The sequence below is a fragment of the uncultured Stenotrophomonas sp. genome (assembly GCF_913778665.1).
Lineage (GTDB): Bacteria > Pseudomonadota > Gammaproteobacteria > Xanthomonadales > Xanthomonadaceae > Stenotrophomonas.
In genome coordinates this window covers 21401-47787 of record NZ_CAJYVQ010000012.1, presented here as the reverse complement: position 1 = coordinate 47787, position 26387 = coordinate 21401, and the positions used below count along the sequence as shown (strand labels likewise).

At 66.6% G+C, this 26387-nt stretch carries 26 protein-coding genes; 14 read left to right on the top strand and 12 right to left on the bottom strand.

All coding sequences use genetic code 11. The features are described 5' to 3' along the window. Positions 1-22 precede the first annotated feature (22 nt). Entirely contained in the window at positions 23-1513 is a 1491-nt protein-coding gene (locus QZ853_RS17880; RefSeq protein WP_295576524.1) for a transglutaminase-like domain-containing protein, read from the bottom strand. Between the two features lie 132 nt (positions 1514-1645). Here QZ853_RS17880 and QZ853_RS17875 point away from each other — a divergent pair, with 132 nt between their 5' ends. From QZ853_RS17875 to QZ853_RS17850, 6 genes are all read left to right on the top strand, one after another. Next, positions 1646-3085, top strand: a complete 1440-nt coding sequence (locus tag QZ853_RS17875; protein WP_295576522.1) for an SH3 domain-containing protein — start codon at positions 1646-1648, stop codon at positions 3083-3085. After that, positions 3082-4176: a dipeptide epimerase gene (locus QZ853_RS17870; protein WP_032130035.1), complete on the top strand. Its 1095-nt coding sequence runs from the start codon at positions 3082-3084 to the stop codon at positions 4174-4176. The genes QZ853_RS17875 and QZ853_RS17870 overlap by 4 nt, the downstream gene beginning before the upstream one ends. A 247-nt stretch (positions 4177-4423) precedes the next feature. Further along, on the top strand, positions 4424-5272 hold the full coding sequence (locus tag QZ853_RS17865; protein WP_286070733.1) for a MurR/RpiR family transcriptional regulator: 849 nt from the start codon (positions 4424-4426) through the stop codon (positions 5270-5272). Between the two features lie 15 nt (positions 5273-5287). Continuing rightward, positions 5288-6049: a L,D-transpeptidase family protein gene (locus QZ853_RS17860; RefSeq protein WP_286070732.1), complete on the top strand. Its 762-nt coding sequence runs from the start codon at positions 5288-5290 to the stop codon at positions 6047-6049. Next, on the top strand, positions 6046-7347 hold the full coding sequence (locus QZ853_RS17855; RefSeq protein WP_295576519.1) for an amino acid permease: 1302 nt from the start codon (positions 6046-6048) through the stop codon (positions 7345-7347). Before QZ853_RS17860 ends, QZ853_RS17855 begins: the two co-directional genes overlap by 4 nt. 110 nt (positions 7348-7457) lie before the next feature. After that, positions 7458-7781 (top strand): hypothetical protein, encoded by a 324-nt coding sequence (locus QZ853_RS17850; protein ID WP_295576517.1) that lies wholly within the window; start codon positions 7458-7460, stop codon positions 7779-7781. A gap of 105 nt (positions 7782-7886) precedes the next feature. On the opposite strand, the gene yiaA is transcribed toward QZ853_RS17850, so the two are convergent. After that, a complete protein-coding gene (gene yiaA, locus QZ853_RS17845; protein WP_295576515.1) occupies positions 7887-8342 on the bottom strand; it encodes an inner membrane protein YiaA in 456 nt (151 codons plus the stop codon). Between the two features lie 168 nt (positions 8343-8510). On the opposite strand from yiaA, the gene QZ853_RS17840 reads away from it, so the two are divergent. Then, positions 8511-9680, top strand: coding sequence for a PQQ-dependent sugar dehydrogenase (locus QZ853_RS17840; protein ID WP_295576513.1), 1170 nt, complete (start codon positions 8511-8513; stop codon positions 9678-9680). A 68-nt stretch (positions 9681-9748) separates the two neighbouring features. Here QZ853_RS17840 and QZ853_RS17835 read toward each other — a convergent pair whose 3' ends face one another. The 4 genes from QZ853_RS17835 to folB all read right to left on the bottom strand — a co-directional run bounded on the left by QZ853_RS17835 (position 9749) and on the right by folB (position 14491). Next, positions 9749-10321 (bottom strand): hypothetical protein, encoded by a 573-nt coding sequence (locus QZ853_RS17835; protein ID WP_295568491.1) that lies wholly within the window; start codon positions 10319-10321, stop codon positions 9749-9751. A 154-nt stretch (positions 10322-10475) separates the two neighbouring features. Beyond that, positions 10476-12650: a glycoside hydrolase family 3 N-terminal domain-containing protein gene (locus tag QZ853_RS17830; protein WP_295576511.1), complete on the bottom strand. Its 2175-nt coding sequence runs from the start codon at positions 12648-12650 to the stop codon at positions 10476-10478. A 128-nt stretch (positions 12651-12778) separates the two neighbouring features. Then, complete coding sequence (locus QZ853_RS17825) at positions 12779-14050, bottom strand: mechanosensitive ion channel domain-containing protein (RefSeq protein ID WP_295576509.1); 1272 nt, start codon at positions 14048-14050, stop codon at positions 12779-12781. An 87-nt stretch (positions 14051-14137) separates the two neighbouring features. After that, complete coding sequence (gene folB / locus QZ853_RS17820) at positions 14138-14491, bottom strand: dihydroneopterin aldolase (protein ID WP_049465349.1); 354 nt, start codon at positions 14489-14491, stop codon at positions 14138-14140. A 306-nt stretch (positions 14492-14797) separates the two neighbouring features. On the opposite strand from folB, the gene QZ853_RS17815 reads away from it, so the two are divergent. After that, on the top strand, positions 14798-15508 hold the full coding sequence (locus QZ853_RS17815; protein ID WP_345777921.1) for a hypothetical protein: 711 nt from the start codon (positions 14798-14800) through the stop codon (positions 15506-15508). Positions 15509-15541: 33 nt separating this feature from the next. On the opposite strand, the gene tsaD is transcribed toward QZ853_RS17815, so the two are convergent. Beyond that, positions 15542-16567 (bottom strand): tRNA (adenosine(37)-N6)-threonylcarbamoyltransferase complex transferase subunit TsaD, encoded by a 1026-nt coding sequence (gene tsaD, locus QZ853_RS17810; RefSeq protein ID WP_106549719.1) that lies wholly within the window; start codon positions 16565-16567, stop codon positions 15542-15544. 166 nt (positions 16568-16733) lie between these two features. On the opposite strand from tsaD, the gene rpsU reads away from it, so the two are divergent. Together rpsU and QZ853_RS17800 are read left to right on the top strand one after the other, a co-directional pair. After that, the gene (gene rpsU / locus QZ853_RS17805) at positions 16734-16949 is read left to right on the top strand and encodes a 30S ribosomal protein S21 (RefSeq protein WP_002808376.1); all 216 of its coding nucleotides are present in this window, start codon (positions 16734-16736) and stop codon (positions 16947-16949) included. A gap of 133 nt (positions 16950-17082) precedes the next feature. Further along, positions 17083-17529, top strand: a complete 447-nt coding sequence (locus QZ853_RS17800) for a GatB/YqeY domain-containing protein (RefSeq protein ID WP_295576492.1) — start codon at positions 17083-17085, stop codon at positions 17527-17529. Positions 17530-17606: 77 nt separating this feature from the next. Here QZ853_RS17800 and QZ853_RS17795 read toward each other — a convergent pair whose 3' ends face one another. Then, on the bottom strand, positions 17607-18545 hold the full coding sequence (locus tag QZ853_RS17795; protein ID WP_295576486.1) for a hypothetical protein: 939 nt from the start codon (positions 18543-18545) through the stop codon (positions 17607-17609). A gap of 212 nt (positions 18546-18757) precedes the next feature. On the opposite strand from QZ853_RS17795, the gene QZ853_RS17790 reads away from it, so the two are divergent. The 4 genes from QZ853_RS17790 to QZ853_RS17775 are packed head-to-tail and all read left to right on the top strand — an operon-like array spanning position 18758 to position 23003. After that, entirely contained in the window at positions 18758-19675 is a 918-nt protein-coding gene (locus QZ853_RS17790) for a YihY/virulence factor BrkB family protein (RefSeq protein WP_295576484.1), read from the top strand. A gap of 59 nt (positions 19676-19734) precedes the next feature. Beyond that, positions 19735-21474: a DNA primase gene (gene dnaG, locus QZ853_RS17785; protein WP_295576482.1), complete on the top strand. Its 1740-nt coding sequence runs from the start codon at positions 19735-19737 to the stop codon at positions 21472-21474. Between the two features lie 28 nt (positions 21475-21502). Next, complete coding sequence (locus tag QZ853_RS17780; protein WP_295576480.1) at positions 21503-22003, top strand: protein tyrosine phosphatase family protein; 501 nt, start codon at positions 21503-21505, stop codon at positions 22001-22003. Positions 22004-22031: 28 nt separating this feature from the next. Beyond that, the gene (locus tag QZ853_RS17775) at positions 22032-23003 is read left to right on the top strand and encodes a bile acid:sodium symporter family protein (protein WP_295576478.1); all 972 of its coding nucleotides are present in this window, start codon (positions 22032-22034) and stop codon (positions 23001-23003) included. Positions 23004-23120: 117 nt separating this feature from the next. Here QZ853_RS17775 and QZ853_RS17770 read toward each other — a convergent pair whose 3' ends face one another. The 4 genes from QZ853_RS17770 to cyoE all read right to left on the bottom strand — a co-directional run bounded on the left by QZ853_RS17770 (position 23121) and on the right by cyoE (position 26383). Then, positions 23121-23300: a hypothetical protein gene (locus QZ853_RS17770; RefSeq protein ID WP_295576476.1), complete on the bottom strand. Its 180-nt coding sequence runs from the start codon at positions 23298-23300 to the stop codon at positions 23121-23123. Between the two features lie 33 nt (positions 23301-23333). After that, entirely contained in the window at positions 23334-23873 is a 540-nt protein-coding gene (locus tag QZ853_RS17765; RefSeq protein WP_295576474.1) for a hypothetical protein, read from the bottom strand. Positions 23874-24541: 668 nt separating this feature from the next. Next, entirely contained in the window at positions 24542-25348 is an 807-nt protein-coding gene (locus QZ853_RS17760; protein ID WP_295576472.1) for a calcium-binding protein, read from the bottom strand. Between the two features lie 141 nt (positions 25349-25489). Further along, entirely contained in the window at positions 25490-26383 is an 894-nt protein-coding gene (gene cyoE, locus QZ853_RS17755) for a heme o synthase (protein ID WP_295576469.1), read from the bottom strand. Between the last annotated feature and the right edge of the window lie 4 nt (positions 26384-26387).

Here is a 26387-nt window from a genome sequence, read left to right as displayed (position 1 = left end):
GTGTGGAATGTGATGTGTCGCGCTAGCGTTGCCTGGCTGGCAGTACCCGCCACTGGAAGTCGTAGCTCCATTGGTCGAAGTACAGGTTGCCGCCTGCCCACTCGGCCTCGCCGCGCTGCGAGTCGACCGTTTCCGAGCGGAAATGCTGTTTGGCCGGCACCAACGGCTGGCCGAAATCATCGTTGAAGGCGATGCGGTAGCCATCGAGGCCACCCAGGTAGAAATCGCGTAGTGCCGGCGTGTCACTGGCCAGTGCGCCGGTGGTCACGTCCATTGGCAGCCACCCATACGGCGCCAGATAGACCTGCCCCCAGTCATGCAGGTTGTTGTAGGCGCTGCCATCGTCGGAGAACACCATGCCCGACTGCCAGCGCGCGGGGATGCCGTTCATGCGCAACAGCGCGATCAACAGCAGGGTCTGCTGGCCGCAGTCGGCATGGCCTGCGCGCAAGGCGTAATCGCTGATGTTGCTGAGCGTGGAATACTCGCGCGCGCCTGCCCAGGGAATGCGATCGACCGCAGCAAACAGCTTGCGCACCACTTCATACGGGCGCTTCTCGCCCTGCAGCACTTGGTCGGAGAAAAGCTTCAGCGCGGGGGTGAAGCGCACGTGCGGCAGCTGCTCGGCCAGGTAGGGCTTCAAGGCCGGATCGGCCGGGGTCGGTTGCACCTTGGCCGGATCGATCGCGGCATGCCGGGCGAAGATCGTCGCTGCGTAGCGGATCTCGAAGCGGGTCGGCTTGCCCGCTACGGCCTTGGCTTCCAGGTAGGCGGTGCGCTGCAAGGTACTGGCCGGAGCCACGCGTGCCTTGCCCGGCGTGCTGCCCAGCCACTGCACCTGCTCCTGCTGGCCCGGAATCTCACGCGGGTACGGAATCCAGACGCGCACGGTTTCACCGGCCGGCACCGCATCGGCCTTCACCGTCAGCGACTGGGTGAATTCAATGCGCTGCGGCAGCACCGAAGCCCGGCCGCTCCGTTCGGCCGCAGCAATCACCCTCGCATGGTGTGCATTGAGCACTTCGTTCGCGCCCGGCGCCGGCATCGGTGCATCCGCGCGGCGGCGTGCACGTGCCTCGTCGCTGAGCAGGAACAGGTTGGATGGTGCACGCTTGAAGTACCAGCGCGTGCCATCGATATCGAGGTGTTCGATCAGGCCGAGCTGCTCCCAGCGCACGAATTCCTCGTCGGTGAGGTCGGGAATCCAGCGGCGCACGGCGGACTTGGCAGCGGTTTCGTCGAGGGGAAAATCCAGGCGGATGCGGCGCATGCGTTCTTCCTGGAACGCGATGTCGTCGAAACTGACGCCAGGCTCCGCTGCGTCGGCGGCCGACCAGGTGTTCAGTTCGCGCTGAGCTTCCAAGAACCGTCCCGCGTCGATCATCTGCACAACACGTGCAAACTGGATGGCCGAAGGCGGCGGCTCCGCTCCCGCCGACCACGCCCACAGCAGCAGCGCGGCGCACAGGCCGGCGGCGGCAGTCAGACGCGGTTTGCGAACGGCAGGATCCACAGCGACACTTCCCCAGCGCGGGTGGTAATGGCTGTGTAACACGGGCCGGGGGACCGGTCAATAATTTATTCTTGCTTTCGCCAGAGAAAGGAATAAATATTCCAGCTGGCATTCGAGGAGGGTATGCAGCGCATGATCCTGGCTTCCCGCGCACCGGACCGGCAATGGCCGCGCCGGTTGACCCTGGCCCTGTGCCTGCTGGCCGCACCGGCCTTCGCACAGGCTGCCCCGCCACCTGACCCGGGCGCGCCGCTGCCCTATGTGATCGGCCTGCACGAGGCCTATCTGACGCCCCAGTACTGGGCGGCGCGGCTGGACGATGCCGATGCGCCGATCCTGGATCGCGCGCAGATCGACGCGCAGAACGCGCGGATGCGGGCGCAGGACAGCCACATCCAGGACATCGCCGCACTGCCCGCACAGCTCGATGCCGCGCAGGTACGCGCCAGCATCAGCGCATTGTCGCGCTGGCCCAAGCGTGTACTGTTCAACGAGAAGGGCCAGGCCATCGCCCCCGCGCTGCGCAGTGGCATCGAAGCCAACCTCGGCCTCGATGCGATTCCTTCCCAGGTGTCACCAGCCTTCGGCCTGGTGGTGAAACGCGCGGCGCTGCGCACCTTCCCCACCCGCGAACGCGTCTTCAGCACGGCCGGCGACACCGACATCGACCGCTTCCAGGAATCGGCACTGTTCCCCGGCGACAAGGTCGCCGTGGTCCACCGCAGTGCCGACGGCCGTTGGCTGTTCGTGCACAGCGAGCGCTACAGCGCGTGGATCGAAGCCGACGCCATCGCCAGCGGCGACAAGGCCACGGTGCTCGGCTACGGCGCGAAGGGACCGTACCGCATCATCACCGGTGCCACGGCGCAGACCGCCTACACCCCGGAGGAACCGCGCGTCTCGCGCCTGCAGCTGGACATGGGCGTGCGCCTGCCGGTGCTGGCCGACTGGCCCGCCGCCGAACCGGTGAACGGCCAGCAGGCGCATGCCTCGTGGGTGGTGCAGCTGCCGGTGCGCGAAACCGATGGCCGCCTGAAACTGGTGCCGGCGCTGCTGCCGCGCTCGCAGGACACCGCCGCCGACTACCTGCCGCTCACCCCGCGCCTGCTGCTGCAGCAGGCCTTCAAGTTCCTGGGCGAACGCTATGGCTGGGGCCACGACTACGACACCCGCGACTGCAGCGGGTTCGTTTCCGAGATCTACCGCAGCTTCGGCGTGCTGCTGCCGCGCAATACCAGCGCACAGGCGATCAGCCCGGCACTGGACCGCCTGCCCTTCACCGGGAAGGTCGGCAAGGCCGCGCGCGACCGTGCGGTCACCGATCTGCAGGTGGGCGACCTGGTCTACATTCCCGGGCACGTGATGATGGCCATCGGCCACGTCGACGGCCGCACCTGGGTCATCCATGATACGGCGGGCGGCAGCTGGTTCGGTGCCGACGGCAAGCGCGTACAGGCCCACCTCAATGGTGTTTCGGTCACCCCGCTGGAGCCGATGATGGCCAGCGATACCGTCCGCTACATCGACCGCATCACAAACATCCAGCGCCTGCGGGCCAAGACTCCTGAATGAAGATCACCGCCATCGAACTGGGCATGCTGCGCGTGCCGCTGAAAACGCCGTTCAAGACCGCCCTGCGCACGGTGGAGACCGTGGAGGACGTGGTGGTGCTGATCCGCACCGACACCGGCCACACCGGCTACGGCGAAGCCCCCGCCACTGCGGTGATCACCGGTGATACGCACGGCTCGATCATCGAAGCGATCCGCCACTTCATCGCGCCGCGCCTGATCGGCCAGGACGTGGCCAACCTCAACCGCCTGTGCGGGCTGGTGCAGACCGCGATGGAGCGCAACACCAGCGCCAAGGCCGCGGTGGAGATCGCGCTGTACGACCTGTGGGCGCAGCTGCACGGCGCGCCGCTGTACCAGATGCTTGGCGGTGGCGACCCGGTGATCACCACCGACATCACCATCAGCGTGGACTACATCGACAAGATGGTGGCCGATTCACTGTCGGCCATCGAACGCGGCTTCGAGTCGCTGAAGATCAAGGTGGGCAAGGACATCGGCCTGGACATCGAACGGGTCAAGGCGATCCATGCCGCCGTCGAAGGCCGCGCCCTGCTGCGCCTGGACGCCAACCAGGGCTGGACCGCCAAGCAGGCGGTGCATGCCATGCGCACGCTGGAAGAGGCCGGTGTGGTGCTGGAACTGCTGGAGCAGCCGGTGAAGGCGGCCGACATCAGCGGCCTGAAGTACGTCACCGATCGCGTCAACACGCCGGTGATGGCCGATGAAAGCGTGTTCAGCCCCAGCCAGGTGATGGACCTGATCCAGCAGCGCGCGGCCGACATCATCAACATCAAGCTGATGAAGACCGGCGGCCTGTCCAACGCAATCCGCATCGCCGACATCGCGGGCATCTACGGCGTGCCGTGCATGATCGGCTGCATGATCGAATCCAGCATCAGCGTCGCCGCCGCCGTGCACCTGGCGGTGGCCAAGAGCGATGTGATCACCAAGGTCGACCTGGACGGCCCGTCGCTCGGCCAGTTCGACCCGGTCAGCGGCGGCGTGCACTTCAACGAATCGGAGATCAGCATCAGTGATGTGCCGGGGCTGGGCATTACTGAAGTGCGTGGGCTGGAGATGCTGGGTTGATCTCTGCCTTGCGGCTGGCCTGGCGTACAACTGACGTTCGGTCGGGCGTTACTTTTCTTTCTGCGGAAAGAAAAGTAGCCAAAAGAAACGCTCCGCCGGCCGCGAGCCGATGCGCTGCGCACGTCGGTGCCCTGTGCTCCTCGGTCGTACGTGCGGCGTCCCCCGCAAACCCGACCCGCCCGACCCATTCCATGACACGCTCTACGCTGCCAGCCGCAACGCGCCTACACATGCCCGGAAACCCCGCATGCCGCCCCTGCTGAAGATCCGTTCCGAGCGCGGGCAGATGTCGGCCATCGAGCGACGCATCGCCGACTTCATCCTCGACAACGCCCACCTGCTGCGCGACTACTCGTCCCAGCAACTGGCCAGTGCGCTCGGCATCAGCCAGTCCAGCGTGGTGAAGTTCAGCCAGAAGCTCGGCTTCAAGGGCTACCCGGACCTGAAGTACTCGATCGGCCAGGATGTGGCTCGCGCCGGTGCCGATCCACAACAGGCCCCCAGCGAACCCGACAGTGGCGATGACTACCTGCGCCTGGGCGACGCCCTGCGCCGCAGCAAGGCGCAGGCCGAGGAGGAAACCCGCCAGGCCAACCCACGCGAGGAAATCGAGCGCATCGTGCAGCTGCTCGACGGCGCGCCCAAGCTGTTCGTGTACGGCCTGGGTGACGACGGCCTGTATGCCCGCGAGTTCGCCATGCGGCTGTCGCTGCTCGGCCTGCTGGTGGTACCGCATACCGACCCGATCCTGATGCTGGCCAACCTGTCGGCCGCACGCCCCGGCGATGCGCTGCTGGTGTTCTCCGAATTCGGCAACCTGCCGCAGCTTTCGCAGCTGTCGCGGCAGTTCCAGGACATGGGTGGCAAGGTGATTTCCATCACCCGCCACACCGCCAACCCGCTGCGCGCGCATGCTGACGCAGCACTGGGGGTGTGCGCGCACGATCGCACGCCGCAGGTCGCGCAGCTGCTGTACCGTAGCGCCATGCATGCCCTGCTCGATTTCCTGTTCGTGCTGCTTTGCCACACCAATCCGGACCGCCAGCAGCAGCTGGCGGTGAACCTGGAGCGGATCGATCACCTGCTGGATTCCTGACCGGAGCACCTGTTGATGAAATCGCTGGTCCGTCGCGCTACCGCTGCGCTGCTGCTTGCTGCAGCGGTGTCCGTCCACGCCGCGCCGCTGGAGGGTGCGCGCCAGCTGATCGTGGTCACCAGCGAAGGCTGGGACAGCACCCAGGGCCAGCTGCAGGCCTATGTGCGCGATGGCAAGGGCTGGCATGCGCATGGAGAGGCGTTCCCGGTGGCACTTGGCCGCACCGGCAGTGCCTGGGGCCTGGGCCTGCACCCGGCGCAGGCCGATGGCCCGCAGAAGCAGGAAGGCGATGGCCGCAGCCCGGCGGGCGTGTTCGCGCTCGGCAGCGCGTTCGGCTATGCCGTCACACGCCCAGGCACGGCCATGGCCTACCAGCCGATGCTTGAAAGCAGCTACTGCATGGACGTACCCGGCTCGCCGTTCTACAACCGCATCGTCGATGAAAGGAAAGTCGGCAGTGCGGCGATCAAGGGCTCCACCGAGCCCATGCGGCTGGACCTGCACAACAAGGGCGACGTGCGCTACCAGGAAGGCTTCGTGATCGCCCACAATCCGGACAACCAGCCGGGCAAGGGCAGCTGCATCTTCGCCCATCTGTGGCGCCAGCCCGGCGAGGCCACGGCCGGCTGCACCGCTATGCCGCAGGCACGCATGCGGGCCCTGCTGGACTGGTTGCGCCCGCAGGAGGCGCCGCGCTTCGTGCTGCTGCCGCGCGCCGAGTACACACGCCTGCAGGCCCAGTGGCAGCTGCCCGCACTCAGCGGAGACGCCCGTTGAGCGCGCAGGACGAACCGCAGCTGCAACGCGCGGTCAGCCGCTGGCAGATCGTCGGCCTGTCAATCAACGATGTGATAGGCAGCGGCATCTACCTGCTGCCGGCCGCCACCGTCGCCCTGCTCGGCCCCTTCAGCCTGTGGGGCGTGGTCGCCGCCGGCATCGTCGTCGCGCTGCTGGTGCTGTGCTACGCCCAGGCCGCCAGCTACTTCGATGAACCCGGCGGCAGCTACCTGTATGCGCGCGAAGCGTTCGGGCGCTTCGCCGGATTCGAGATCGGCTGGATGATCTGGCTGACCCGCATCAGCTCGGCGGCCGCATTGAGCAATGCGCTGGCCGATGCGGTCGCGCGGTTCTGGCCATGGGCCGGTGCCGGCATGGGGCGCATCGCGATCATCGTGGTGTCGCTGGGCTTCCTGACCGGCGTCAACATCATCGGCGTGCGCTCGGCCGCGCGGACCGGCGTGGTGCTGGTGATCGGCAAGATGCTGCCCCTGCTGCTGTTCGTGGCCATCGGTGCGTTCTATATCGACCCACAGCTGGCGTTCTCCGGCCAGCGCCCGGACCCGCATGACCTGCAACGCATGGGCGAGGCCGCGCTCCTGCTGCTGTACGCCTACGCCGGTTTCGAAAACATCCCCGCTGCGGCGGGCGAGTACCGCAATCCGCGCCGCGATATTCCGTTTGCACTGATCACCATGATCATCACCGTCACCGTCATCTACGGCGCGGTACAGGTGGTGGCACAGGGCACGCTGGCCGGGCTGGCCAGCTCGGCCACGCCGCTGGCCGATGCCGCCGCCGGCTTCGGTGGCGAAGCGCTGGCGCTGATCCTGACTGTCGGCGCGACCATCTCCATCCTCGGCACCAACAGCAACACGATGATGATGGGCCCGCGCTTCCTGTTCGCGCTGGCACGCGATGGCTACGGCCCGAAGATCCTGGCCCAGGTGCATCCGCGCTTCCACACGCCGGCCGCGTCGATCCTGTGCCAGGGCCTGATCGCGCTCGGCCTGGCCCTGTCCGGCTCGTTCGTGCAGCTGGCGCTGCTGTCGATGACCACGCGCCTGTTCGCCTACATCGGTACCGCCGCCGCGGTCCTGGTGCTGGCCAAGCGCTTCGCCGACCGCCCCGGCGCACTGAAGCTACCCGGCGGCCCGCTGATTCCGGTACTGGCATTGCTGCTGTGCCTGGCGCTGTTCGCCAGTGCCAGCTGGCAGAACATTGCCGCTGCACTGGTAGCGTTTGCAATCGGCGCGGTGATCTACAAGCTGCCGCGAAAGGATGCCAACGCCGGGTGACCGGTAGTGTCCGGCCATGCCCGGCGGTTTGATCTGGTGATCACGCTGCCGGACCGGGCCGTTAACCGTCACGCAGGCACGATCAGGCTTCGTACACGACGGAGCCTTCCATGACCGAGTACCAGATCCCCGGCCGCGTGCCGGACGACAGCACGCCGCGCGACACCATCTCCAACTACTGGCGCGAGCGCTACAGCGCCGAGCCGTACTACGACGACCAGCTGTTCTTCGAGGACTACGAGCCGGCCTACCGCATCGGCCACACCGCCCGCGCGCAGGACATGATCCGTGCCTACGAACAGGTCGAAGCCGAGCTGGAATCGCGCTGGGCCAACGAGCGTGGTCACAGCCGCCTTGAATGGGCACAGGCACGCAACGCGGTACGCCGTGGCTGGGAAGACGCGCAGTTGGCGGATCCGCAGTTGAAGCGTTAATGCCATGCTTCCCGTAGTGCCGAGCCTATGCTTGGCTGAGAGTCGAGCATGGCTCGACGCTGCAGAAATCCTCCGAGAGCCGAGCGCGGGCCCGGCTCTGCCCACTCACTCCTGTTCCGGCAGCGGCGGCACGCCTGTGCTGTGCTTGCTTTCACCGCCGCCAGTGGCGATCAGGTCGCGGGTGTTCTTCTGTACGGCCACCGCGCCGAACAGCGACAGCGCATACGCCATGCCGTAGAAGCCCTTCTCGCTCGATGCCAGGGTGGCATTCCACAGCCCAACCAGCAGCAGCATCAGCGCCGAGAGCAGCGCGAACCAGCACAGCGCGTAGTACAGCGCACTCACCGGAATACCCTCGACGCGGTCACGCACACTCTTCTGCAGCGACACCGCCGCGAACAAGCCGAACAGCAGCAGGGTCAGGTAGTAGCCTTTTTCATTGAGCGCCATCGTAGCGGCGTTGAACAGGCCGATCAGGTAGGCCGCCGCGCCCAGCAGCAGGGCCACCCACGAGGCGGCGATGAAGGCGGTGGACGGCTTGTGGGGCATGGCAGTGTTCATTGCAGATCCTTGGCAGGCAGGCGGGCATGCTTTGCCCGGGCGTGCCACCCTAGACGATCCCGCCGCCGTCGCACAGGGGGGCGCAGGACCTTCGGGCCACGACGATCACGCCTCCAGTGGTATACAAGGGACAGCCCGGCCATCCGCATCCCCGCCCTGGAGATACCCATGACCCGCACGCCCCTGCTGCTCGCCCTCGGCCTGGTGCCGATCCTCGCCACTTCCGCCTGCAATGCCGCCGACCCTGCCGCCAACGGCGCCCAGACCAGCGCGCCCGCAGCCTCCTCCGCCGCCGACCAGCGTCCGTTCACCGCCACCGAAGTCAGCCGTTTCGACCAGCCGTGGGCGATGACCTTCCTGCCTGACGGTAGCCTGCTGGTCACCGAAAAGCGCGGCAAGCTGCAGCACCTGGATCTGGCCAGCGGCCAGAAGCACGAGATCACCGGCGTTCCGAAGGTCGCCTACGGTGGCCAGGGTGGCTTCGGCGACATCATCCTTCACCCCGACTTTGCCCGGAATCACGTTGTTTACCTCAGCTATGCCGAGGAAGGCACGCTGGATACCCGCGGTGCGGCCGTGGCCCGCGCCACGCTGGCGCTGGACGCGAACGGCGCTGGCCAGCTGAAGGACCTGAAGGTGATCTGGCGGCAGACTCCCAAGGTCAGTGGCCAGGGCCACTACGGCCACCGCCTCGCCTTCGGCCCGGACGGCAAGCTGTGGATCAGCTCCAGCGAGCGGCAGAAGTTCGACCCGGCCCAGGACATGGGCGGCAACCTCGGCAAGATCGTCCGCCTCAACGACGATGGCAGCCTGCCCGCCGACAACCCGTTCGCCTCGCAGGGCGGGGTGGCCGCACAGGTGTGGTCGCTGGGCCACCGCAACATCCTCGGCATGGCGTTCGATGCCAAGGGCAAGTTGTGGGCGCATGAGATGGGCCCGGCCGGCGGCGACGAACTGAACCTGATCGTGCGCGGCGCCAACTACGGATACCCGGTCGTTTCCAATGGCGACCACTACGACGGTCGTCCGATTCCCGACCACAGCACCCGCCCGGAATTTGCTGCGCCGAAGGTGACCTGGACGCCGGTGATCTCGCCGGCCGGCTTCGTGATCTACAGCGGCAACCTGTTCCCGCAGTGGAAGGGCAGCGGCTTCATCGGCGGACTGTCATCGACCTCACTGGTACGCGTGGCCTTTGATGGCGACAGCGCGCGCGAAGCCGAACGCTTCAACATGGGCGAACGCATCCGTGAAGTGGAACAGGGCCCGGACGGCGCACTGTGGCTGCTGGAAGACGGCAGCAAGGCACGCCTGCTGAAGCTGACACCGAAGGCCTGAGCCAGTGCCGGCCGCCGGCCGGCACTTCGTTGATGGAACGGCCCCGCATCACGCGGGGCCGTCTGCGTTTACTGGATGGTGCCGACCTTCACCTCGGTGCGCGCGCAGGCCTTGTCCAGGCACTCGCCGGTCAGCCAGACCTGGCCATCGCCGATCATCACGCCCTGTTGGTTGACGAAGACCTTGCCGAACTCCTGTTCGGACATCGCCTTGACCACCGCCGGGGTGATGATCTTTTCGTAGTTGCGCTGGAACTCACCCGGGCCAGTGATCTTCTTGCCGCCGGCAATGTTCAGCGGGAAGCGCACTTCCTCCACCACGGCAGCGCGATCACCACCAACCACGGCGGTCTTGAACGCGTTGAACACCTTCTCGTACTGCGCGGCGTCGCCCAGCACACTGTCGATGCGCGCGCGCGCATCACCTTCATCGGCGGCAGCGGCGGGCGCGGGAGTTTCGCTCGCGTGCTCGGCCGTGGCCTGCGGCGCAGCGGCCGGGTCAGGCGTGGTGCTGGCGGCTGCTTCAGCCGGCGTGGAACCGGTCATCGGCGGCGGCGCATCGGCAGCAGGCCCGGCCGGCGGTGCCGGCTGCGAACAGGCCGCCAACAGCAGGGCCGGAATCAGGAAAGCAATCTTGCGCATGGCGCGGACTCCATCGGATCAAGGCCCCGATGGTAGCGCCGGGCCATGCCCGGCGTGTTTGCCAGCGGTGATGACGCCGGGCATGCCCGGCGCCTCACTGTCAGTAGATCCACGCCATGCGTGGATGCATGACCGGCGGTTCCAGGCGGCGCGATCAGGCCTTCAGCAGCTCGAACTGCACCGCGTCACCGGCGGCCGACGAGGCGCACACCCACACGTCGAACACGCCCGGCTCGGCGCGCAGCACGCCGTCACGGCCGGTGAAGGCCAGCTGCTCGCGGGTCAGGGTGAACACCACCTCGGTCGACTCGCCCGGCTGCAGTGCCACCTTGCGGAAGTCCTTCAGCTCGCGCACCGGCCGCACGCGGCTGGCCACACGGTCGTGGATGTACAGCTGCACCACTTCCTCACCGGCCACGGCGCTGGTGTTGGTCAGCGTGGTGGTCACGGTCAGGGTGTCGTCCCAGCCGAGCTGGGCCGCGCTCAGCTGCGGCACGCCGTAGGCAAACGTGGCGTAGCCGATGCCATGACCGAACGGGTACAGCGGCTCGTTCGGAATCTCGCGCCAGCGTGCCTTGAACTCCGACATGGTCGGCAGTTCGGGGCGGCCGGTGCGCGGGTGGTTGTAGAAGTACGGCTGCTGGCCGGACACCTGCGGGAAGCTGACCGGCAGGCGGCCGGACGGGCTGTAATCGCCGAACAGCACGTCGGCCACGGCGTGGCCGGTCTGCGTGCCCAGGTACCAGGTGACGGCCACCGCGTGCGCGTTGCGCACCGCGCCCTGCAGCGCCAGCGCGCGACCGTTGCGCAGCAGCACCACCAGCGGCTTGCCGGTCATCGCCACCGCCTCGGCCAGCGCCTGCTGGGCCGGCGGCAGGGTGATTTCCACGCGTGACTGCGCCTCACCGCTGTAGCGCTGCGGCTCGCCCAGCGCCAGCACCACCACGTCGGCGCGCAGCGCGGCGGCCACGGCCGCTTCGGTGCCACCTGCAATGGCGGTTTCCAGATCACAGCCCGGCACGATCTCCAGCAGCGCCTCGTCGCCGATGGCGGCGCGCACGCCGGTTTCCAGGTCTACATAGCGCTGCTTGTCGCCGAACAGCGTCCAGCAGCCTTCAATGTTTTCCCGGTCCTGCACGAAGGGACCGATCAGCGCGATCTTCTGCCCCGTCTTCTGCAGCGGCAGCACGTTGTCGCGGTTGTTCAGCAGCACGATCGAACGGCGTGCAGCATCGCGCGACAGCGCGTCATGCGCGGCGATGTGCGAGGTATCGGCTTCGCGCGCCGGGTCCAGCGAACGGTACGGGTCGTCAAACAGGCCGATGGTTTCCTTCAGCCACAGGATGCGGCGCACGCCTTCATCCAGCACCGCCATCGGCACTTCGCCGCTCTCGACCAGGCCCGGCAGGTGCTCGGCGTAGAAGCCGCTCTGCATGCTCAGGTCCAGGCCGGCGGTGAACGCCTTGGCGGTGGCATCGCGGTCGTCGGCGGCATAGCCGTGCGCGACCAGTTCCATGTCGGCGGTGTAGTCGGAGATCACCACGCCCGGGAACTTCCACTCACCGCGCAGGATGTCGGTCAGCAGCTCGGCATTGGCGCTGGCCGGCACGCCGTTGATGTCGTTGAACGAGGACATCACGGTGATCGCACCGGCATCGAAGGCGGCCTTGAACGGCGGCAGGTGCACGTCGCGCAGGGTCTGCGGCGAGATATCCACCATGTTGTATTCCATGCCGGCCATCACTGCGCCATAGGCGGCGAAATGCTTGGCCGTGGCCAGCAGCGAATCGGCGGCGCGCAGGTCGCTGCCCTGAAAGCCGCGCACGCGGGCGGCGGCGAACGCGCAGCCCAGCACCACGTCCTCACCGGCACCTTCGGCGCCACGACCCCAGCGCTGGTCACGGGCGATATCCACGGCCGGCGCATAGGTCCAGTGCAGGCCGGCAGCGGTGGCTTCGACGGCGGTGGCGCGCGCGGTGCGCTCGGCCAGGTCCGGTTCGAAGCTGGCGGCCTCGCCCAGCGGAATCGGGAACACGGTACGCATGCCGTGGATGACGTCGGCAGCCAGGATCACCGGGATGCCCAGCCGGCTCTCCTCGGTGGCAACCTGCTGGATGCGGCGGCCCAGCTCGGCACCGACACCATTGAACAGCGAGCCGACCTTGCCCTCGCGCACCTGCTGCAGCACCTGGTCGGCATTGCGCACGTTGGCTTCCGGGTTCACGTCCGGGGCGAACGGGCGGACCATGTCCGCGAAGACACCCAGCTGGCCGACCTTTTCCTCGACGGTCATCTGGGCAATGAGGGATTCGATGCGATCGGAGGCCACCAGCAGTCCTTGATGAAAACGTTTACAAGCCCGGCATTCTAGCGTTCCGGAACCATTTGGCGAGAGGTTTCGTCATTCAGTTTCAATCTCCAGCCGGATCCGTATGGTCCGGCCGGAGGCCTCGCAGCTTACTCCGAGCCGGCCAGCTGGCGCTGACCGGCCATCAACATGGCGTCGCTGGAGGCTTGGAACACCCGCAGACCGAAGGCCGGCAGGATCGCCAGCAGGTGGTCGAAGATGTCCGACTGCACCGCCTCGTACTCGCCCCAGGCGGTGCTGCGGGTGAAGCAGTACAGCTCCAGCGGCAGGCCCTCGGTGGTCGGCTGCAGCTGCCGTACCAGCAGGGTCATGTCGGTATGGATGCCCGGATGGCTGCGCAGGTAGCGCTCCACGTAGGCACGGAAGGTGCCCAGGTTGGTCACCCGGCGGCTGTTGACCTCGGCCACGCCCTGCTCGCGCAGGCGACCGTTCCACCGCCCCAGCTCCTGTTCCTTCTCACGCAGGTAGTCGCGCAGCAGCGCGAACTGGCCGAGGAAGGCCAGGTCACCCTCGTCCAGGAAGCCGACGCTGTGCTGGTCCAGGTACAGCGCGCGCTTGATGCGGCGGCCACCGGCCTCCTGCATGCCACGCCAGTTCTTGAACGACTCGGTCACCAGCTTCTTGGTCGGGATGGTGGTAATGGTCTTGTCGAAGTTCTGTACGGTGACGGTGTGCAGGGCGATGTCGATGACATCGCCATCGGCGTTCTGGCTGGGCATCTCGATCCAGTCGCCGATGCGCACACGGCCATCGCCGCTGATCTGCACGCTGGCCACCAGCGACAGGATGGTGTCCTGGAAGATCAGCATCAGCACTGCGGTGGCGGCGCCGAGGCCGGTGACCAGATAGCGCAGGTCGACGCCGGCCAGGGTGGCAACGATCGACAGGCCGGCGATCACGAAGATGACGATCTTGGCGACCTGCAGGTAACCCTTGATCGGCTTGTTGCGTGCCTCTGGGCGGCGTTCGTAGAGATCGTTGGCCGCATCCAGCGCATGCGAGATGGCCAGCACCACGGTCAGGATCGCCCAGGCCTGGCAGGCGCCGATGATGAAGCTGACCAGCCCCGGCGGCAGGTCCGGCACGATGCGGATGCCCGAGGCGATCACCTGGCTGGGCACCACATTGGACAGGCGCGAGATCACCCGCATCAGGTGGCTGCCGCGGCCGGTATCGGCACCCGGCAGGCGGCTGAGCAGGCGCCGCAGCCCGCGCAGCAGGATGCGCTTGGTGACCCAGTTGGCCAGGCCGGCGGCGATCAGCAGCGCCGTAATCATCAACGCCAGGTAGGCGCCGGGATAGGGTTCCAGTGTGTTCTGCAGCTTTTCCAGCCACTGTACCGCCACCACCGCGTCCACCATCCGTTGTCTCCTTGATTATTGTTGATGAGGTTGCCGGCCAGCGGCCGGCACTACCAGGGTTTCCGGCCGGCGGCCGGGTCTGCCGGTTCAGTCTCGCGTGCGTTCGATGATCACGCCCACCGCACGCGCGCCGCGCACCGCACCGGGCTTGCTCAGCTTCAGGCGCAGCCATTTCACCTCGAACTCGTCCAGCACGATCTGCGCGCAACGCTCGGCCAGGGTTTCCACCAGGCCGAACTCCGATTCGCGCACGAACTGCTCCAGGCGCTTGCTCACCGCCTTGTAGTTCAGGGTGTGGGCAATGTCGTCGGTAGCTGCGGGGCGACGGTTGTCGAAGCCCATTTCCAGGTCGAACACCAGGTCCTGGCGGATCCGTCGTTCCCAATCGTAGATGCCGATCAGGGCGTCGATCGTCAGCCCCTCGATGAAAACCTTGTCCATTGCGGTTACCAGCCGGAATACAGCCACCATGGTAACGGCACGGCGGTGAGCCTGCCCGGAACGGGCGGTAGGCGTCCCACTTGGCGCGTGGCCCGGAAAAGACAAAGGGCCCTGCTAGCGGGGCCCTTTGGTACCTCTCAACGTCCCCAGGGGAAGCTGGAATCCAGCCGCGAGTCCCGGAGCACACGCTGCAAGGTTAGAAGTGTCGCCAAGCCCGGTCAATTGGCAAATGCGTCAGGACAGACAGCCGGGTGCAAAACCGAGCCGTTCTACAAAAAACACTGACGATCAGGATGCCGTTTCCTGATGTTCCTGCGTCGTTCCCAGGGTCAAGGTGAAGCCACATTCCCTGGGAGTGAGTTGATGAAGGAAAGCAGGATCCTGCAGGCAGCCCTATCCCGGCAGAGATGGTCGACCTACGAGCGCATCGCTTCCCGCTGCGTAGCCGATCCGGCCACGCTCTATGCCTGGAACATGCAGATGTGTGCAGCTCTCCTGCCACCGTTGCACATCTGCGAGGTCGTGATCCGCAATGCAGCCGCTACCGCGCTGGGGCATCGTTACGGTCGATGCTGGCCTTGGCATCCAGCGCTGCTGCGCAGCCTTCCTGCCGAAGGCCCGCTTGCCTCGCTATGCGACGCCCGAGGCAGCGCTGGAGCCACGACGGACGTGCCGGAGGTCATCGCCAAGCTGCGATTCGGTTTCTGGCAGCAGTTGTTCGCTCGACGGTTCGAGCATTCGATCTGGGCCGGGACCATGGGCCTGGCACTGCCACATGCCCCCTCAGCGCCGCTCTCCGTCCTACGTCGGTCCATCCACGCCGACCTCGACCGCATCCGCCACCTGCGCAACCGCATCGCGCACCACGAACCCATCCTGGAACGAGACATCGGCGCTGACCTCGCCGCCATCGGGCGGCTGATCCACGCCCGCTGCCCGCATACGCTGGGCTGGTTGCAGCGCCATGAGCGGGCGACGACGGTGTTGGCGGCGTCGCCGTTGGCAGGGCGTCGGTGATACGTTCGCCGGGCATGGCCCGGCGCTACCGGATCAGACCGCCGGCAGGGTCGCCATGTCCCAGCGCGGGGTCACGTCCACCTTCGGCGGGCTGTGTTGGCCGGCCTGCAGGCGAAGTGCACCGGCGAAAGCGATCATCGCGCCGTTGTCGGTGCACAGCGCAGGGCGCGGGAAGCAGGCGCGGCCGCCGAGGCGCTCGGCCATCTGTTGCAGGCGCGCGCGCAGGCGCTTGTTGGCGCCGACGCCGCCGGCCACCACGATCACGTTGGTCCCGGCCGCTTCCAGCGCGCGCTCGCACTTGATCGACAGGGTCTCGACCACGGCATCCTCGAAGCCACGGGCGATGTCCGCGCGGGTCTGCTCGCTCTGGTCGCTGTCGCGCCAGGCCATCAGGACCTGGGTCTTCAGGCCGGAGAAGCTGAAATCCAGCCCCGGGCGGTCGGTCATCGGGCGTGCGAAGCGGTACGCGCCCGGCGTCCCCTGCTCGGCGAGCTTGGCCAGCTGCGGGCCACCCGGATAAGGCAGGCCCATCAGCTTGGCGGTCTTGTCGAAGGCCTCGCCGGCCGCATCGTCCAGGGTCTCGCCCAGCAGGCGGTACTGGCCGATGGCATCCACGGCCACCAGCTGGGTATGGCCGCCGGACACCAGCAGCGCCACGAACGGCGCTTCCGGCGGATCGTCTTCCATCAGCGGGGCCAGCAGGTGGCCTTCCATATGGTGTACGCCCACCGCCGGCACCTCCAGCGCCCACGCCAGCGAGCGGGCCACGCCCGCGCCCACCAGCAGGGCGCCGACCAGGCCGGGGCCCGCGGTATAGGCCACGCCGTCGATGTCGCCCACGCCCAGCCCGGCCTCGGCCAGGGTCTGCCGCACCAGCGGCAACAGCTTGCGGACGTGGTCGCGGCTGGCCAGCTCGGGCACCACACCGCCGTACTCGGCGTGCAGGGCGATCTGGCTGTAGACCGCATGGGCGCGCAGGGCCGCGCTGCCGGCCAGGTCGGTGTCATACACCGCCACGCCGGTCTCATCACAGGAAGATTCGATGCCAAGGACTCGCATGCCTGCTATTATGACGCCCCTGCTGCCCCCTCGGGGGATGTGCAGATCTCACTGCTTTCGAACTTCCGGCCCGTATTCAGGGTTGGCCGCTTGCAGTTTGTCTATTCGCCGCTATAATGTGCGGCTCGCCGGGCGTGACCCGGTTCTACTGTGTCCCGGAGATTCCATGCCCAGCGTCAAAGTCCGCGAGAACGAGCCCTTCGAGTTTGCTCTTCGCCGCTTCAAGCGCACTTGCGAAAAGGCCGGTGTGCTGGCCGAAACCCGCAAGCGCGAGTTCTACGAAAAGCCGACCCAGGAGCGCAAGCGCAAGGCTGCCGCTGCTGTGAAGCGTCAGCTGCGCCGCTCGTCGCGCGACGTCACCAAGCGTCAGCGCCTGTACTGATCGGACGCATCTTCATTGCGGCGGGCTCGTCCTTCCGCGGTGAAGCCGAAGCCGGCACGCGCGAGCGTCGCCGGCTTTTTGCGTTTCCGGGTTCGGGCATCCGCCCTGCCCCTCCACCACCACGAGGTTCCTCATGAGCATGAAGCAGCAGCTCACCGAAGACATGAAGGCCGCCATGAAGGCGGGCGAGAAGCACAAGCTGGGCGTGATCCGCCTGATCAATGCCGCCATCAAGCAGCGCGAAGTGGACGAGCGCATCGAGCTGGATGACACCGCCGTGATCGCCGTGCTCGACAAGATGGTCAAGCAGCGAAAGGACTCGGTCAGCCAGTACGAAGCGGCCAAGCGTGAAGACCTGGCCGAGATCGAGCGCGCCGAGATCGTGGTCATCGAAGCTTACCTGCCGGCCAAGATGGGCGAACCCGAGATCATGGCTGCCGTGCAGGCCGCCATCGCCGAGACCGGCGCCACCGGCGCGGCCGACATGGGCAAGCTGATGGGCGCACTGAAGCCGAAGCTGGCCGGCCAGGCCGACATGGGCCTGGTGTCCAAGCTGGTCAAGCAGGCGCTGGCCGGCTGATCACCGCCCCCCCGCTGCACACGACAAGGCCCGCGCCATGCGGGCCTTGTCATTGCTGCAGGCAGGGGCGCTGCCGATTACGCCTGGCGGCAGTTGCGCAGGGTCATCGAGCTGCCTTCGATCGAACTGACCTCACCTTCCAGCTTGGCCCAGTCACGCTCACGCAGCACGCTGAAGTTGGCCGCCTGGTCCGGCGCGAACTCGCAGCGGATGGTGTAGTTGTTGTTGTTGAAGGTGTCGTTCTGGCGGATCCGCAGCAGGCCGCGTTCCGGCGTCACCAGGTAGTTGATCGACCCCACCTCGCCCGGGCGGGTGGAATAGCTGTTCCGGTTGACGGTATAGATCTGCCCGTCGATGCGGTACCGGCGGCCAATGTATTTCGCGTACAGCGGCAGGAAGGTGGCCGAACGATCGCCCAGGTCTTCCTTGTTGGTGGTGGTACCCAGCATCAGGTCCTTGAAGCTGCCGGCGGCGTTGTAGGCCGCCATCGTGGAGCGCACTTCCTTGCCCATCTTCTTGGACAGGTCCGGTGCGGCCACGTCTTCCAGCGCAGGCATCGGCTGCTTCGCGCGCGCCGCGGCGGCAAGCGCTTCACCCTGGCTGCCGCCCTTCAGCTTGTCCAGCATCGCGCACATCGACTGCCGCGCCTCGTCCTGGCCGATCGTCTGGCCACGCGCCAGCTTGGTCGCCAAGGTCACCCGGCCGGTGTGGTCGGCGGTACCGATCAGCACCAGCGGCGTACGTAGCCCCTTGGTCTGGATCAGGTACTGGTTGCCAGTGTTGCCTTCCACCAGCTGGCCACCGATCTCGAACTGGTCCTCCGCTCCGATCTGCCGCAGCTGGTCCAGTGCACTCTGCACCTTCAGCCCCGGCACCGTCACATCGGCCATGTACATCGCGCCGTTGCGCGGATCCCCTACCGTCTTGAATGCCTTCTCGCAGGCCGCTGAGGCGGCGGCCGCCGAACCACTCACCGTCGCCAGCAACACCATCGTGGTGTAGACCATCCCTTTCATAACGCGTCCTTTTGCAGAGAAATTGGAATGTCGCGGCCCTGCGCATCGGCAGCCGGCCGCGGATACCGTGGCGGCAGCCCCCTGCGCGCTCACGGTCGGGCAGAAGGATAGCGCGGACGATGTACGGGGCGCCGTACTGAATAGGCACTTCACCCAACCCACCGCCCTGATTTGCTAGAAAAAGCATCATCCACCCGCCTTCTCCTGCTTCGATGCCGCATCCCCACGCCTTTCTGCCTGCCGTCCGATCACGCCTGGCAAAGCTGCAGGACAGCTTCCCGATGGCGGTGGCCAAGCGCTTCGTCGAGATCGACGTGCTGACCCAGGCCGCCTCGGTTTCCTTCTACGCCCTGCTGTCGATGGCCCCGCTGCTGGTGCTGCTGCTGTGGCTGACCGCCTCGCTGTACCCGCCGGCACAGCAGGCGCTGATCGGCCAGATCGGCTCAGTGGCCGGCAGCAGCGTGGCCAGCGTCGCCGACACCGTGCTGCACAACGCCAACAGCCAGCCCAGCATGGGGTCGCTGGCCGGGCTGTGGAGCACCCTGCTGCTGTTCGTCGGCGCCACCGCGGTGTTCGCCCAGCTGCAGAATGCGTTGAACCGCATCTTCCACACCAGCGGCCAGCGCCTGGACGGCATCAAGGCCTGGCTGCGCAAGCGCGTGTTCTCGTTCGGCGTGGTGCTGGCGCTGGGCTTCCTGCTGATCCTGTCGATGACCGCCACCACCGCGCTGCAGGTGCTGTTCGCGCAGCTGCCGTCGGTGCTGCCGGCGATCGGCTACCTCACCTCGCTGCTGCTGTACACGCTGGCCTTCGCCTTCCTCTACCACTACCTGCCCGACCGCCGCGTGGCCTGGCGCCAAGCCTTCATCGGCGGCGCCATCACCTCGGCACTGTTCGCGCTGGGCCGCTATGGCATCGGCGTCTACATCGCCACCGTGGCGCCGGGCAGCGCCTACGGTTCGATGGGAGCGCTGGTGATCTCGCTGGTCTGGATCTACTACGCCACTGCGGTGTTCTTCGTCGGCGCACTGATGACGGCGGTGATCGACGAACGCCTGTATGCCCGGGCGCAGCTGGCCAAGGGCGGGGACACCACCGGAGAAGCGGGCCCAGCCGCCCCCAGCGAGTAGACTAGGGAACCTGCCTTCCCCTCTGCGCGGCCTGCTGGCTGCGCCCTGCTCTGTTGCCCATGGCCCGTATCCCCGACGCTTTCATCGACGACCTGCTGGCCCGCACCGACATCGTCGAGGTGGTGGGCAGCCGCGTGCCGTTGAAGCGCCAAGGCAAGGAGTACGCCGCGCGCTGCCCGTTCCATGACGAGCGCTCGGCCTCGTTCACGGTCTCGCCCACCAAGCAGTTCTATCACTGCTTCGGTTGCGGCGCGCACGGCACCGCGATCAGCTTCCTGATGAACTACGACCGCCTCGAGTTCCTCGATGCGGTGGATGAGCTGGCCAAGCGCGCCGGCATGGAAGTGCCGCGCAACGAGAACCCGCGCAGCCCGCAGCAGCAGGACGACAGCCGCGAGCTGTTCTCGGCGCTGGATGCCGCCGCCAGGTTCTTCCAGAAGAACCTGGAAAGCAGCGACAAGGCACGCAGCTATCTTGATGGCCGCGGCGTGGACGAGGAGAACCGCGCGCGCTTCCAGATCGGCTATGCGCCCGATGGCTACAGCGGGCTGCGCGATGCGCTGGGCAAGGACGAGCGCAAGATGAAACTGCTCGACCGCGCCGGCCTGTTCTCCAAGAACGATCGTGGCCACGTCTACGACAAGTTCCGCGATAGGGTGATGTTCCCGATCTTCGACCGCCGTGGCCGGGTGATCGCCTTCGGCGGCCGCGTGTTCGAGAAGGACGACGGCCCCAAGTACCTCAACTCGCCCGAGACCGCGCTGTTCCACAAGGGCCGTGAACTGTACGGCCTGTGGCAGGTGCGCCAGGCCAACCAGAAGATCGAGCGCTTGATCGTGGTCGAGGGCTACATGGACGTGGTCTCGCTGTTCCAGTTCGGCGTCACTCAGGCGGTGGCCACGCTGGGCACCGCGACCACGCCGGATCATGCCGAGCTGCTGTTCCGCAATGCACCGGACGTGTTCTTCTGCTTCGACGGCGACGCCGCCGGCCGCCGTGCTGGCTGGAAGGCGCTGGAGTCGGTGCTGCCGCGCATGAAGGATGGCCGCCAGGCGTTCTTCCTGTTCCTCCCCGATGGCGAAGACCCGGACACCATCGTGCGCAAGGAAGGCGCCGAGGCGTTCAACGAGCGCCTGAAGCAGGCCACGCCGCTGTCGCAGTTCTTCTTCGACGAGCTGACCCGCGAAATCAACCTGGGCACGCTGGACGGCAAGGCCCGGCTGGCCGAACGCGCAAAGCCGATGCTGGCGCAGATTCCCGATGGCGCCTTCGGCGATCTGATGAAGCAGCAGCTGGGACAGCTGACCGGCCTCGGCGGCAATGCCCAGGCCGCGCGCGCACCGCAGCCGCAGCGCCAGCCCTCGCGCACGATCCAGCCGGTGGCCAAGCGCAGCCTGGTGCGTGGCGCGATCGCCGTGCTGCTGCAGCAACCGTCGCTGGCGCTGACGCTGGGCGGCAAGCATCACTTCCAGGGCCTGCGCCTGCCGGGCGTGGAGCTGTTGCTGGAGCTGCTGGGGCTGGTCGAGCAGCGCCCGGACATCAGCACCGGCGCCCTGCTGGAGCATTTCGACGGCCGCGAAGAACAGGCCTCGCTGCATACGCTGGCGGCACAGACGCTGCCCGGCACCGAGGCCAGCTGGACCCAGGAACTGCACGACGCGGTGGCCCAGCTGGAGAAACAGCTGCTGGTGCAACGTCTGGAGGAGTTGTTGGCAAAGCAGCGCCAGCAGGGCCTGGACGATACTGACAAATACGAACTGCGCGAGCTGCTGAAGGCCCGCGCCGGGCTGCGCCTGTAGAGGGCAGAACGCTTTCACGGAGAGGACCATGCTGCTGCGCCTGACCTGCCTGCTGTTGTTGTCGCTCTGCCTGCCGCCGGCGGTCCTGGCCGCCGATGCCCCGCTCAATGAAGTCCGCCCCGGCCTGTATGCCGGCGGCCAACCCTCGGCCGCGCAGCTGCGCGAACTGGCCTCGCAGGGGGTGCGCACGGTGATCGACCTGCGCCAGCCCGGCGAGGACCGGGGTTTCGATGAAACCCACGTAGCCGAATCGCTGGGCCTGCGCTATGTGCGCATTCCGGTAGCCGGTGCCGAGGGGCTCGATGCCGCCAACGTGCGCGCTGTGCACCAGGCCCTGCGGCAGAGCCAGGGGCCGGTGCTGCTGCACTGTGCGTCCGGCAACCGCGCCGGCGCCGTGCTCGGCCTGGTCAACGCACGCTACGAACATGCCAGCCCGGAACAGGCCCTTCAGCTGGGCCAGCGTGCTGGCCTGACCTCGCTGGAAGCCGCCACCCGCCAACGCCTGGCCACGCCGGTCACCTCGCCCTGAACCCTCCGCACCAAGGACCCTGCACACCATGACCCGCTGGTGGTCGCGCCTGCGACCGGACAACTTCACCCTCGCCCTGCTGTGCACCGTGGCCCTGGCCTCGCTGCTGCCGATGCAGGGCGCCGCCGCCATCGTCCTCGACGATGTCACCACCGTCGCCATCGCTGCACTGTTCTTCCTGCATGGCGCGCGCCTGCCACGCGAGTCGATCATCGGCGGCATGCTGCACTGGCGCCTGCACCTGACCATCCTCGCCTGCACCTTCCTCCTGTTCCCGCTGCTGGGCCTGCTGTTCAAGCCGCTGTCGGGCTGGCTGCTGACCCCGGAGCTGTACCTGGGCGTGCTGTTCCTGTGCACCCTGCCGTCCACCGTGCAGTCGTCCATCGCGTTCACCTCGATGGCCCGCGGCAATGTGCCCGCAGCGGTGTGCAGTGCCTCGTTGTCGAGCATCCTCGGTGTGTTCCTCACCCCGCTGCTGCTGACTGCGCTGGCCGGCACCTCCGGCGGCGTGCACGACCCGCTGCATGCGATCGGCGGCATCATGCTGCAGCTGCTGGTGCCGTTCGTGGCCGGCCACCTGCTGCGGCCGTGGATTGCCGGTTGGGTGGAAAAGCAGCGCGCGCTGCTGCGTTACACCGACCAGGGCACGATCCTGCTGGTGGTGTATTCGGCGTTCGGCGAAGCCGTCACCGAGGGCCTGTGGAGCAAGACGCCGCTGCTCTCGCTGCTGGCCGTGGCGGTCGTGGCCGCCGTGCTGCTGGGCATCGCCATGCCGCTGATCACCTTCATCGCCCGCCGCCTTCGCTTCAACCGTGAGGATGAGATCGCCATCGTCTTCTGCGGCTCGAAGAAGAGCTTGGCCACCGGCGTGCCGATCGCCAAGGTGCTGTTCGCCGGTGGCAGTCTCGGTGCGATCGTGCTGCCGGTGATGATCTACCACCAGATCCAGCTGATCGTCTGCGGTGTAATCGCGCAGCGGTATGCGAAGCGCGCGCCCTGATTGGGCGCGCGGGTTTTTGTAGAGAGCCCATCCACGCGCGGCGTGGATCTACCAAACCGCGGATGGCGTGAACCCGCAGTAGATCCACGCCATGCGTGGATGACGCATACGCCGCCGCTAATCCACGATGGCCGCGGCGATGTCGTGCAGCACTCGGGCGTTGCGCTCCACGTCGCTGCCCGGCTCGCCCGTGACGGTCAGACTGTAGGTCTTGCTGTCTCCCGTCCAGGCAAGCTCAACCCGAGTACGGCCGACACTATCCACAACCTTCCCGAGGTTAGCGGGCTTGCCGTCCACCACGGTGTTCTGCGCCTCCGCGATGACCTCGATCTACATGCCCGCAGCGAGGAAGTTGTTCTCGCTGAACTCCACGATGCCGACACCCTCCAGCCGGTAGAAACGGCTCAAGCCCGAGGACTTTCCACCCTCCAACGCACCACTGGGCTCCATGCCAATCATCTCGGCTGCGCCCAGCAGGCTGCTTTCCAGCCTGCTGGGTGGCTGCGGCAGGCGCTGGCGTAGTTCTGGAGTTGAGCGGTGAGTCCGCGGCACGGCAGCCAGCATTTCGGCCTGCGTTGGGATGCTCCCTGCTGCAACCCGCACCACACCGTTGGATCGTTCGATGTCATCGCGAAGCTGCCGCTTGACTTCTCGGGGGGCATCAAGGTCTGCCAGTTTCACCATCTGGTAGCTGCCCACGCTGGCGGACGATCTTCCCATTGCCGAGGCCTCCTGCATTGCAGCCCGCATGGCGCGTTGGTGTAGCCAGCTCCCTACCGCATCGGGAGCAGGTTCATTCTGGGATGCTTGAGCTGACATCGACATGGCCAGCGAGAATGCGATAAAGCAAAGACTCTTCATGATGCTCACCACTCCGAAAGTTGGCAATCGACCGCACTCGTGGATTGCGTAAATACGCGTCCGCCCAGCACCCATGTGTGATATCCGTGAACAACCATTCGTTCTGGATCACTGCCATCGCCTGCGTAAAATCGCCAGGAGTACAGTCCATTGTTAGGCGCACCGAAAGCATGCTTCGGCTCAATGTTCCCAAGGGGAACGTGCCTGGTTACGGCCGACCCCTGAAAATTGCGAAACTGGGGCCGTTCATAGGTCACGGATTCGTTGATGAATCCAATGCAGTTGGCCCGACTCAGTGCTTTTACTTCTGCTGCCGCATTGCCAGCCAGGCAGGTAAGCGCGGCACACAGAACGATGGGCAGAGAAACATGACATCTCGTTGATTGCTCCACAGAATTGCGAGTCATCCCGCAATACCTGTGTATCTACTGTTGATGATCCGGTCTGGTGGAACAGTCGGTATCTGTGACGCCTTGCGTGCAGGAAGCTGACAGCGCGGCAAAACCCTACAGCGCGACGGCTTGGTCGATGCGCGCAGTTGCAGCCATCCCGGGCGAAACCCGACACTGGCTGCGCCGGGTTCCGTGAGAGCCCATCCACGCATGGCGTGGCTCTACTCCCACCGATGGCGTGAACCACCAGTAGATCCACGCCATGCGTGGATGGGTTGCCTGCCGTTACGGGCCCACCAGCGTGCCGACGCTCAACTCCGGCATCCACACCCACAGGTCGTACGGCCGTTTCGCATCGGCATCGACCCGCGGCGCCGTGGCCACCTGCTCTGGAAGTGACCGCGCCACGCAGCGGCCCGCGCATCCCCACGCCTGACCACGCTGCGCGCCCAACCGCACGCTGTAGATCTCCAGATCCCGCAGCTGGGAGGCCATCGGGTGCAGCTGCATTTCCGGCGGCATGCCCTGCGGCCGCTGCAGCATGGCGTGCACGTTACCGGTCAGCACCAGCATGCGTGCGTCAGCCGGCAGACGCCGGTACAGGCGCCGCAACTCGGTAGCCATGCGGTCATCGCGTGCCTGGTTGCCGCCCTTGCTGGCATTGACGTCATAGCCAACGACTTCGATCACACGCCCCTGCGACTTCAGCACGCGCAGGCTTTCGATCATCGCCAGCATGTCGCGGCTGCGACGGCCATCGTGCTGGTCGTCGCGCACGCTCCAGAAGGCACGCCCGCGCAGCAGCTGGCGTGCCTGTTCGCCGCCGTCGGAAGCCAGGTAATCGCGTAGCGTGGGGGTTTCGCCGCGTGTCAGTTCCAGCGCCAGCACGACCGGGCCGGTGCGGCTGTAGTCGTCCACCAGCTGGCGTACCAGCAACGGGGTCTCGCGGGTGCCGTGGAATTCGCCCAGTACCAGCAGGCGGTGCTCACCGGCATGCTGGCGGATCTGCGCGGCGGTGTCGTCGGCATGCGCGGTCACGGCCATGCCCAGCGCCAGAATCAGCGCGGTGGTCCAACGGAAGATCGTATGCATCCCTGCTCGCTCCTTTCCTTGGGGTCAGGAACAGCAATGGCGACGCCGCTGGAAGAGATCAAGTGTAGAGCCGAGCCCACGCTCGGCTGCTCTTCCAACCACCCCTCAGCCGAGCATGGGCTCGGCTCTACAGGTAGCGCTTTACAACCAGGGCAGGATCCAGTGGTCCACCAGCAGGAAGGCGAACAGCGCCATCAGGTAGACGATGGAGTAGTAGAACATCTTCATCGAGAACAGCTCGTCCGGCGGGTCCAGCATGCGCCAGGCGTACCAGAGGAACACGGCGTTGAGCACGATCGCGCCGCCCAGGTAGAACGCCCCACTCATGCCCACCAGGTACGGCAGCAGGCAGACCAGTGCCAGCACCACCGAATACACCATGATCTGCTTGCGGGTGTGCACCACGCCGTGGGTCACCGGCAGCATCGGGATCTTCGCCTTGGCGTAGTCCTCGCGGCGGAAGATTGCCAGCGCCCAGAAGTGCGGCGGGGTCCAGATGAAGATGATCAGCACCAGCAGCGATGAGTACGCCCAGTCCGACGAGCCCTGCATGCCGGTCACCGCGGCCCAGCCCAGCATCGGCGGCATCGCGCCGGCCAGGCCACCGATGACGATGTTCTGCGAGGTCGCACGCTTGAGGTACACGGTGTAGATCACCGCATAGCCGATCAACGAGGCGAAGGTCAGCACCGCAGTGATCAGGTTCACCCACAGCACCAGGATGACCATCGACAGCACGATCAGCACGCCGGCGAACACCAGCACCTGCCACGGCTTCACCTTGCCTACCACCAGCGGACGCCACGAGGTGCGCGCCATCTGCGCATCGATGTGCGCATCCAGCAGCTGGTTGATGGCGGCGGCGGCCGAAGCGGCCAGCCAGATGCCGAGGAAGCCGAGCAGGCCGGCGCGTATCTGTTCCCAGCTGGGCACGCCCGGAATGGCCAGGACCATGCCGACCAGGGCGGTGAACACGATCAGGGCGACGACCTTGGGCTTGGTCAGATCCCAGTACTGGCGGTAATTGGCAAACATGGAA

Excerpts from the sequence above, each read along its gene's own strand:
- QZ853_RS17875 (WP_295576522.1), top strand. The coding sequence starts at position 1,646 with ATGATCCTGGCTTCCCGCGCACCGGACCGGCAATGGCCGCGCCGGTTG.
- QZ853_RS17870 (WP_032130035.1), top strand. The coding sequence starts at position 3,082 with ATGAAGATCACCGCCATCGAACTGGGCATGCTGCGCGTGCCGCTGAAA.
- QZ853_RS17865 (WP_286070733.1), top strand. The coding sequence starts at position 4,424 with ATGCCGCCCCTGCTGAAGATCCGTTCCGAGCGCGGGCAGATGTCGGCC.
- QZ853_RS17860 (WP_286070732.1), top strand. The coding sequence starts at position 5,288 with ATGAAATCGCTGGTCCGTCGCGCTACCGCTGCGCTGCTGCTTGCTGCA.
- QZ853_RS17850 (WP_295576517.1), top strand. The coding sequence starts at position 7,458 with ATGACCGAGTACCAGATCCCCGGCCGCGTGCCGGACGACAGCACGCCG.
- yiaA (WP_295576515.1), bottom strand. The coding sequence starts at position 8,342 with ATGAACACTGCCATGCCCCACAAGCCGTCCACCGCCTTCATCGCCGCC.
- QZ853_RS17840 (WP_295576513.1), top strand. The coding sequence starts at position 8,511 with ATGACCCGCACGCCCCTGCTGCTCGCCCTCGGCCTGGTGCCGATCCTC.
- QZ853_RS17835 (WP_295568491.1), bottom strand. The coding sequence starts at position 10,321 with ATGCGCAAGATTGCTTTCCTGATTCCGGCCCTGCTGTTGGCGGCCTGT.
- QZ853_RS17825 (WP_295576509.1), bottom strand. The coding sequence starts at position 14,050 with ATGGTGGACGCGGTGGTGGCGGTACAGTGGCTGGAAAAGCTGCAGAAC.
- folB (WP_049465349.1), bottom strand. The coding sequence starts at position 14,491 with ATGGACAAGGTTTTCATCGAGGGGCTGACGATCGACGCCCTGATCGGC.
- QZ853_RS17815 (WP_345777921.1), top strand. The coding sequence starts at position 14,798 with ATGTTCCTGCGTCGTTCCCAGGGTCAAGGTGAAGCCACATTCCCTGGG.
- tsaD (WP_106549719.1), bottom strand. The coding sequence starts at position 16,567 with ATGCGAGTCCTTGGCATCGAATCTTCCTGTGATGAGACCGGCGTGGCG.
- rpsU (WP_002808376.1), top strand. The coding sequence starts at position 16,734 with ATGCCCAGCGTCAAAGTCCGCGAGAACGAGCCCTTCGAGTTTGCTCTT.
- QZ853_RS17800 (WP_295576492.1), top strand. The coding sequence starts at position 17,083 with ATGAGCATGAAGCAGCAGCTCACCGAAGACATGAAGGCCGCCATGAAG.
- QZ853_RS17795 (WP_295576486.1), bottom strand. The coding sequence starts at position 18,545 with ATGAAAGGGATGGTCTACACCACGATGGTGTTGCTGGCGACGGTGAGT.
- QZ853_RS17790 (WP_295576484.1), top strand. The coding sequence starts at position 18,758 with ATGCCGCATCCCCACGCCTTTCTGCCTGCCGTCCGATCACGCCTGGCA.
- dnaG (WP_295576482.1), top strand. The coding sequence starts at position 19,735 with ATGGCCCGTATCCCCGACGCTTTCATCGACGACCTGCTGGCCCGCACC.
- QZ853_RS17780 (WP_295576480.1), top strand. The coding sequence starts at position 21,503 with ATGCTGCTGCGCCTGACCTGCCTGCTGTTGTTGTCGCTCTGCCTGCCG.
- QZ853_RS17775 (WP_295576478.1), top strand. The coding sequence starts at position 22,032 with ATGACCCGCTGGTGGTCGCGCCTGCGACCGGACAACTTCACCCTCGCC.
- QZ853_RS17760 (WP_295576472.1), bottom strand. The coding sequence starts at position 25,348 with ATGCATACGATCTTCCGTTGGACCACCGCGCTGATTCTGGCGCTGGGC.
- cyoE (WP_295576469.1), bottom strand. The coding sequence starts at position 26,383 with ATGTTTGCCAATTACCGCCAGTACTGGGATCTGACCAAGCCCAAGGTC.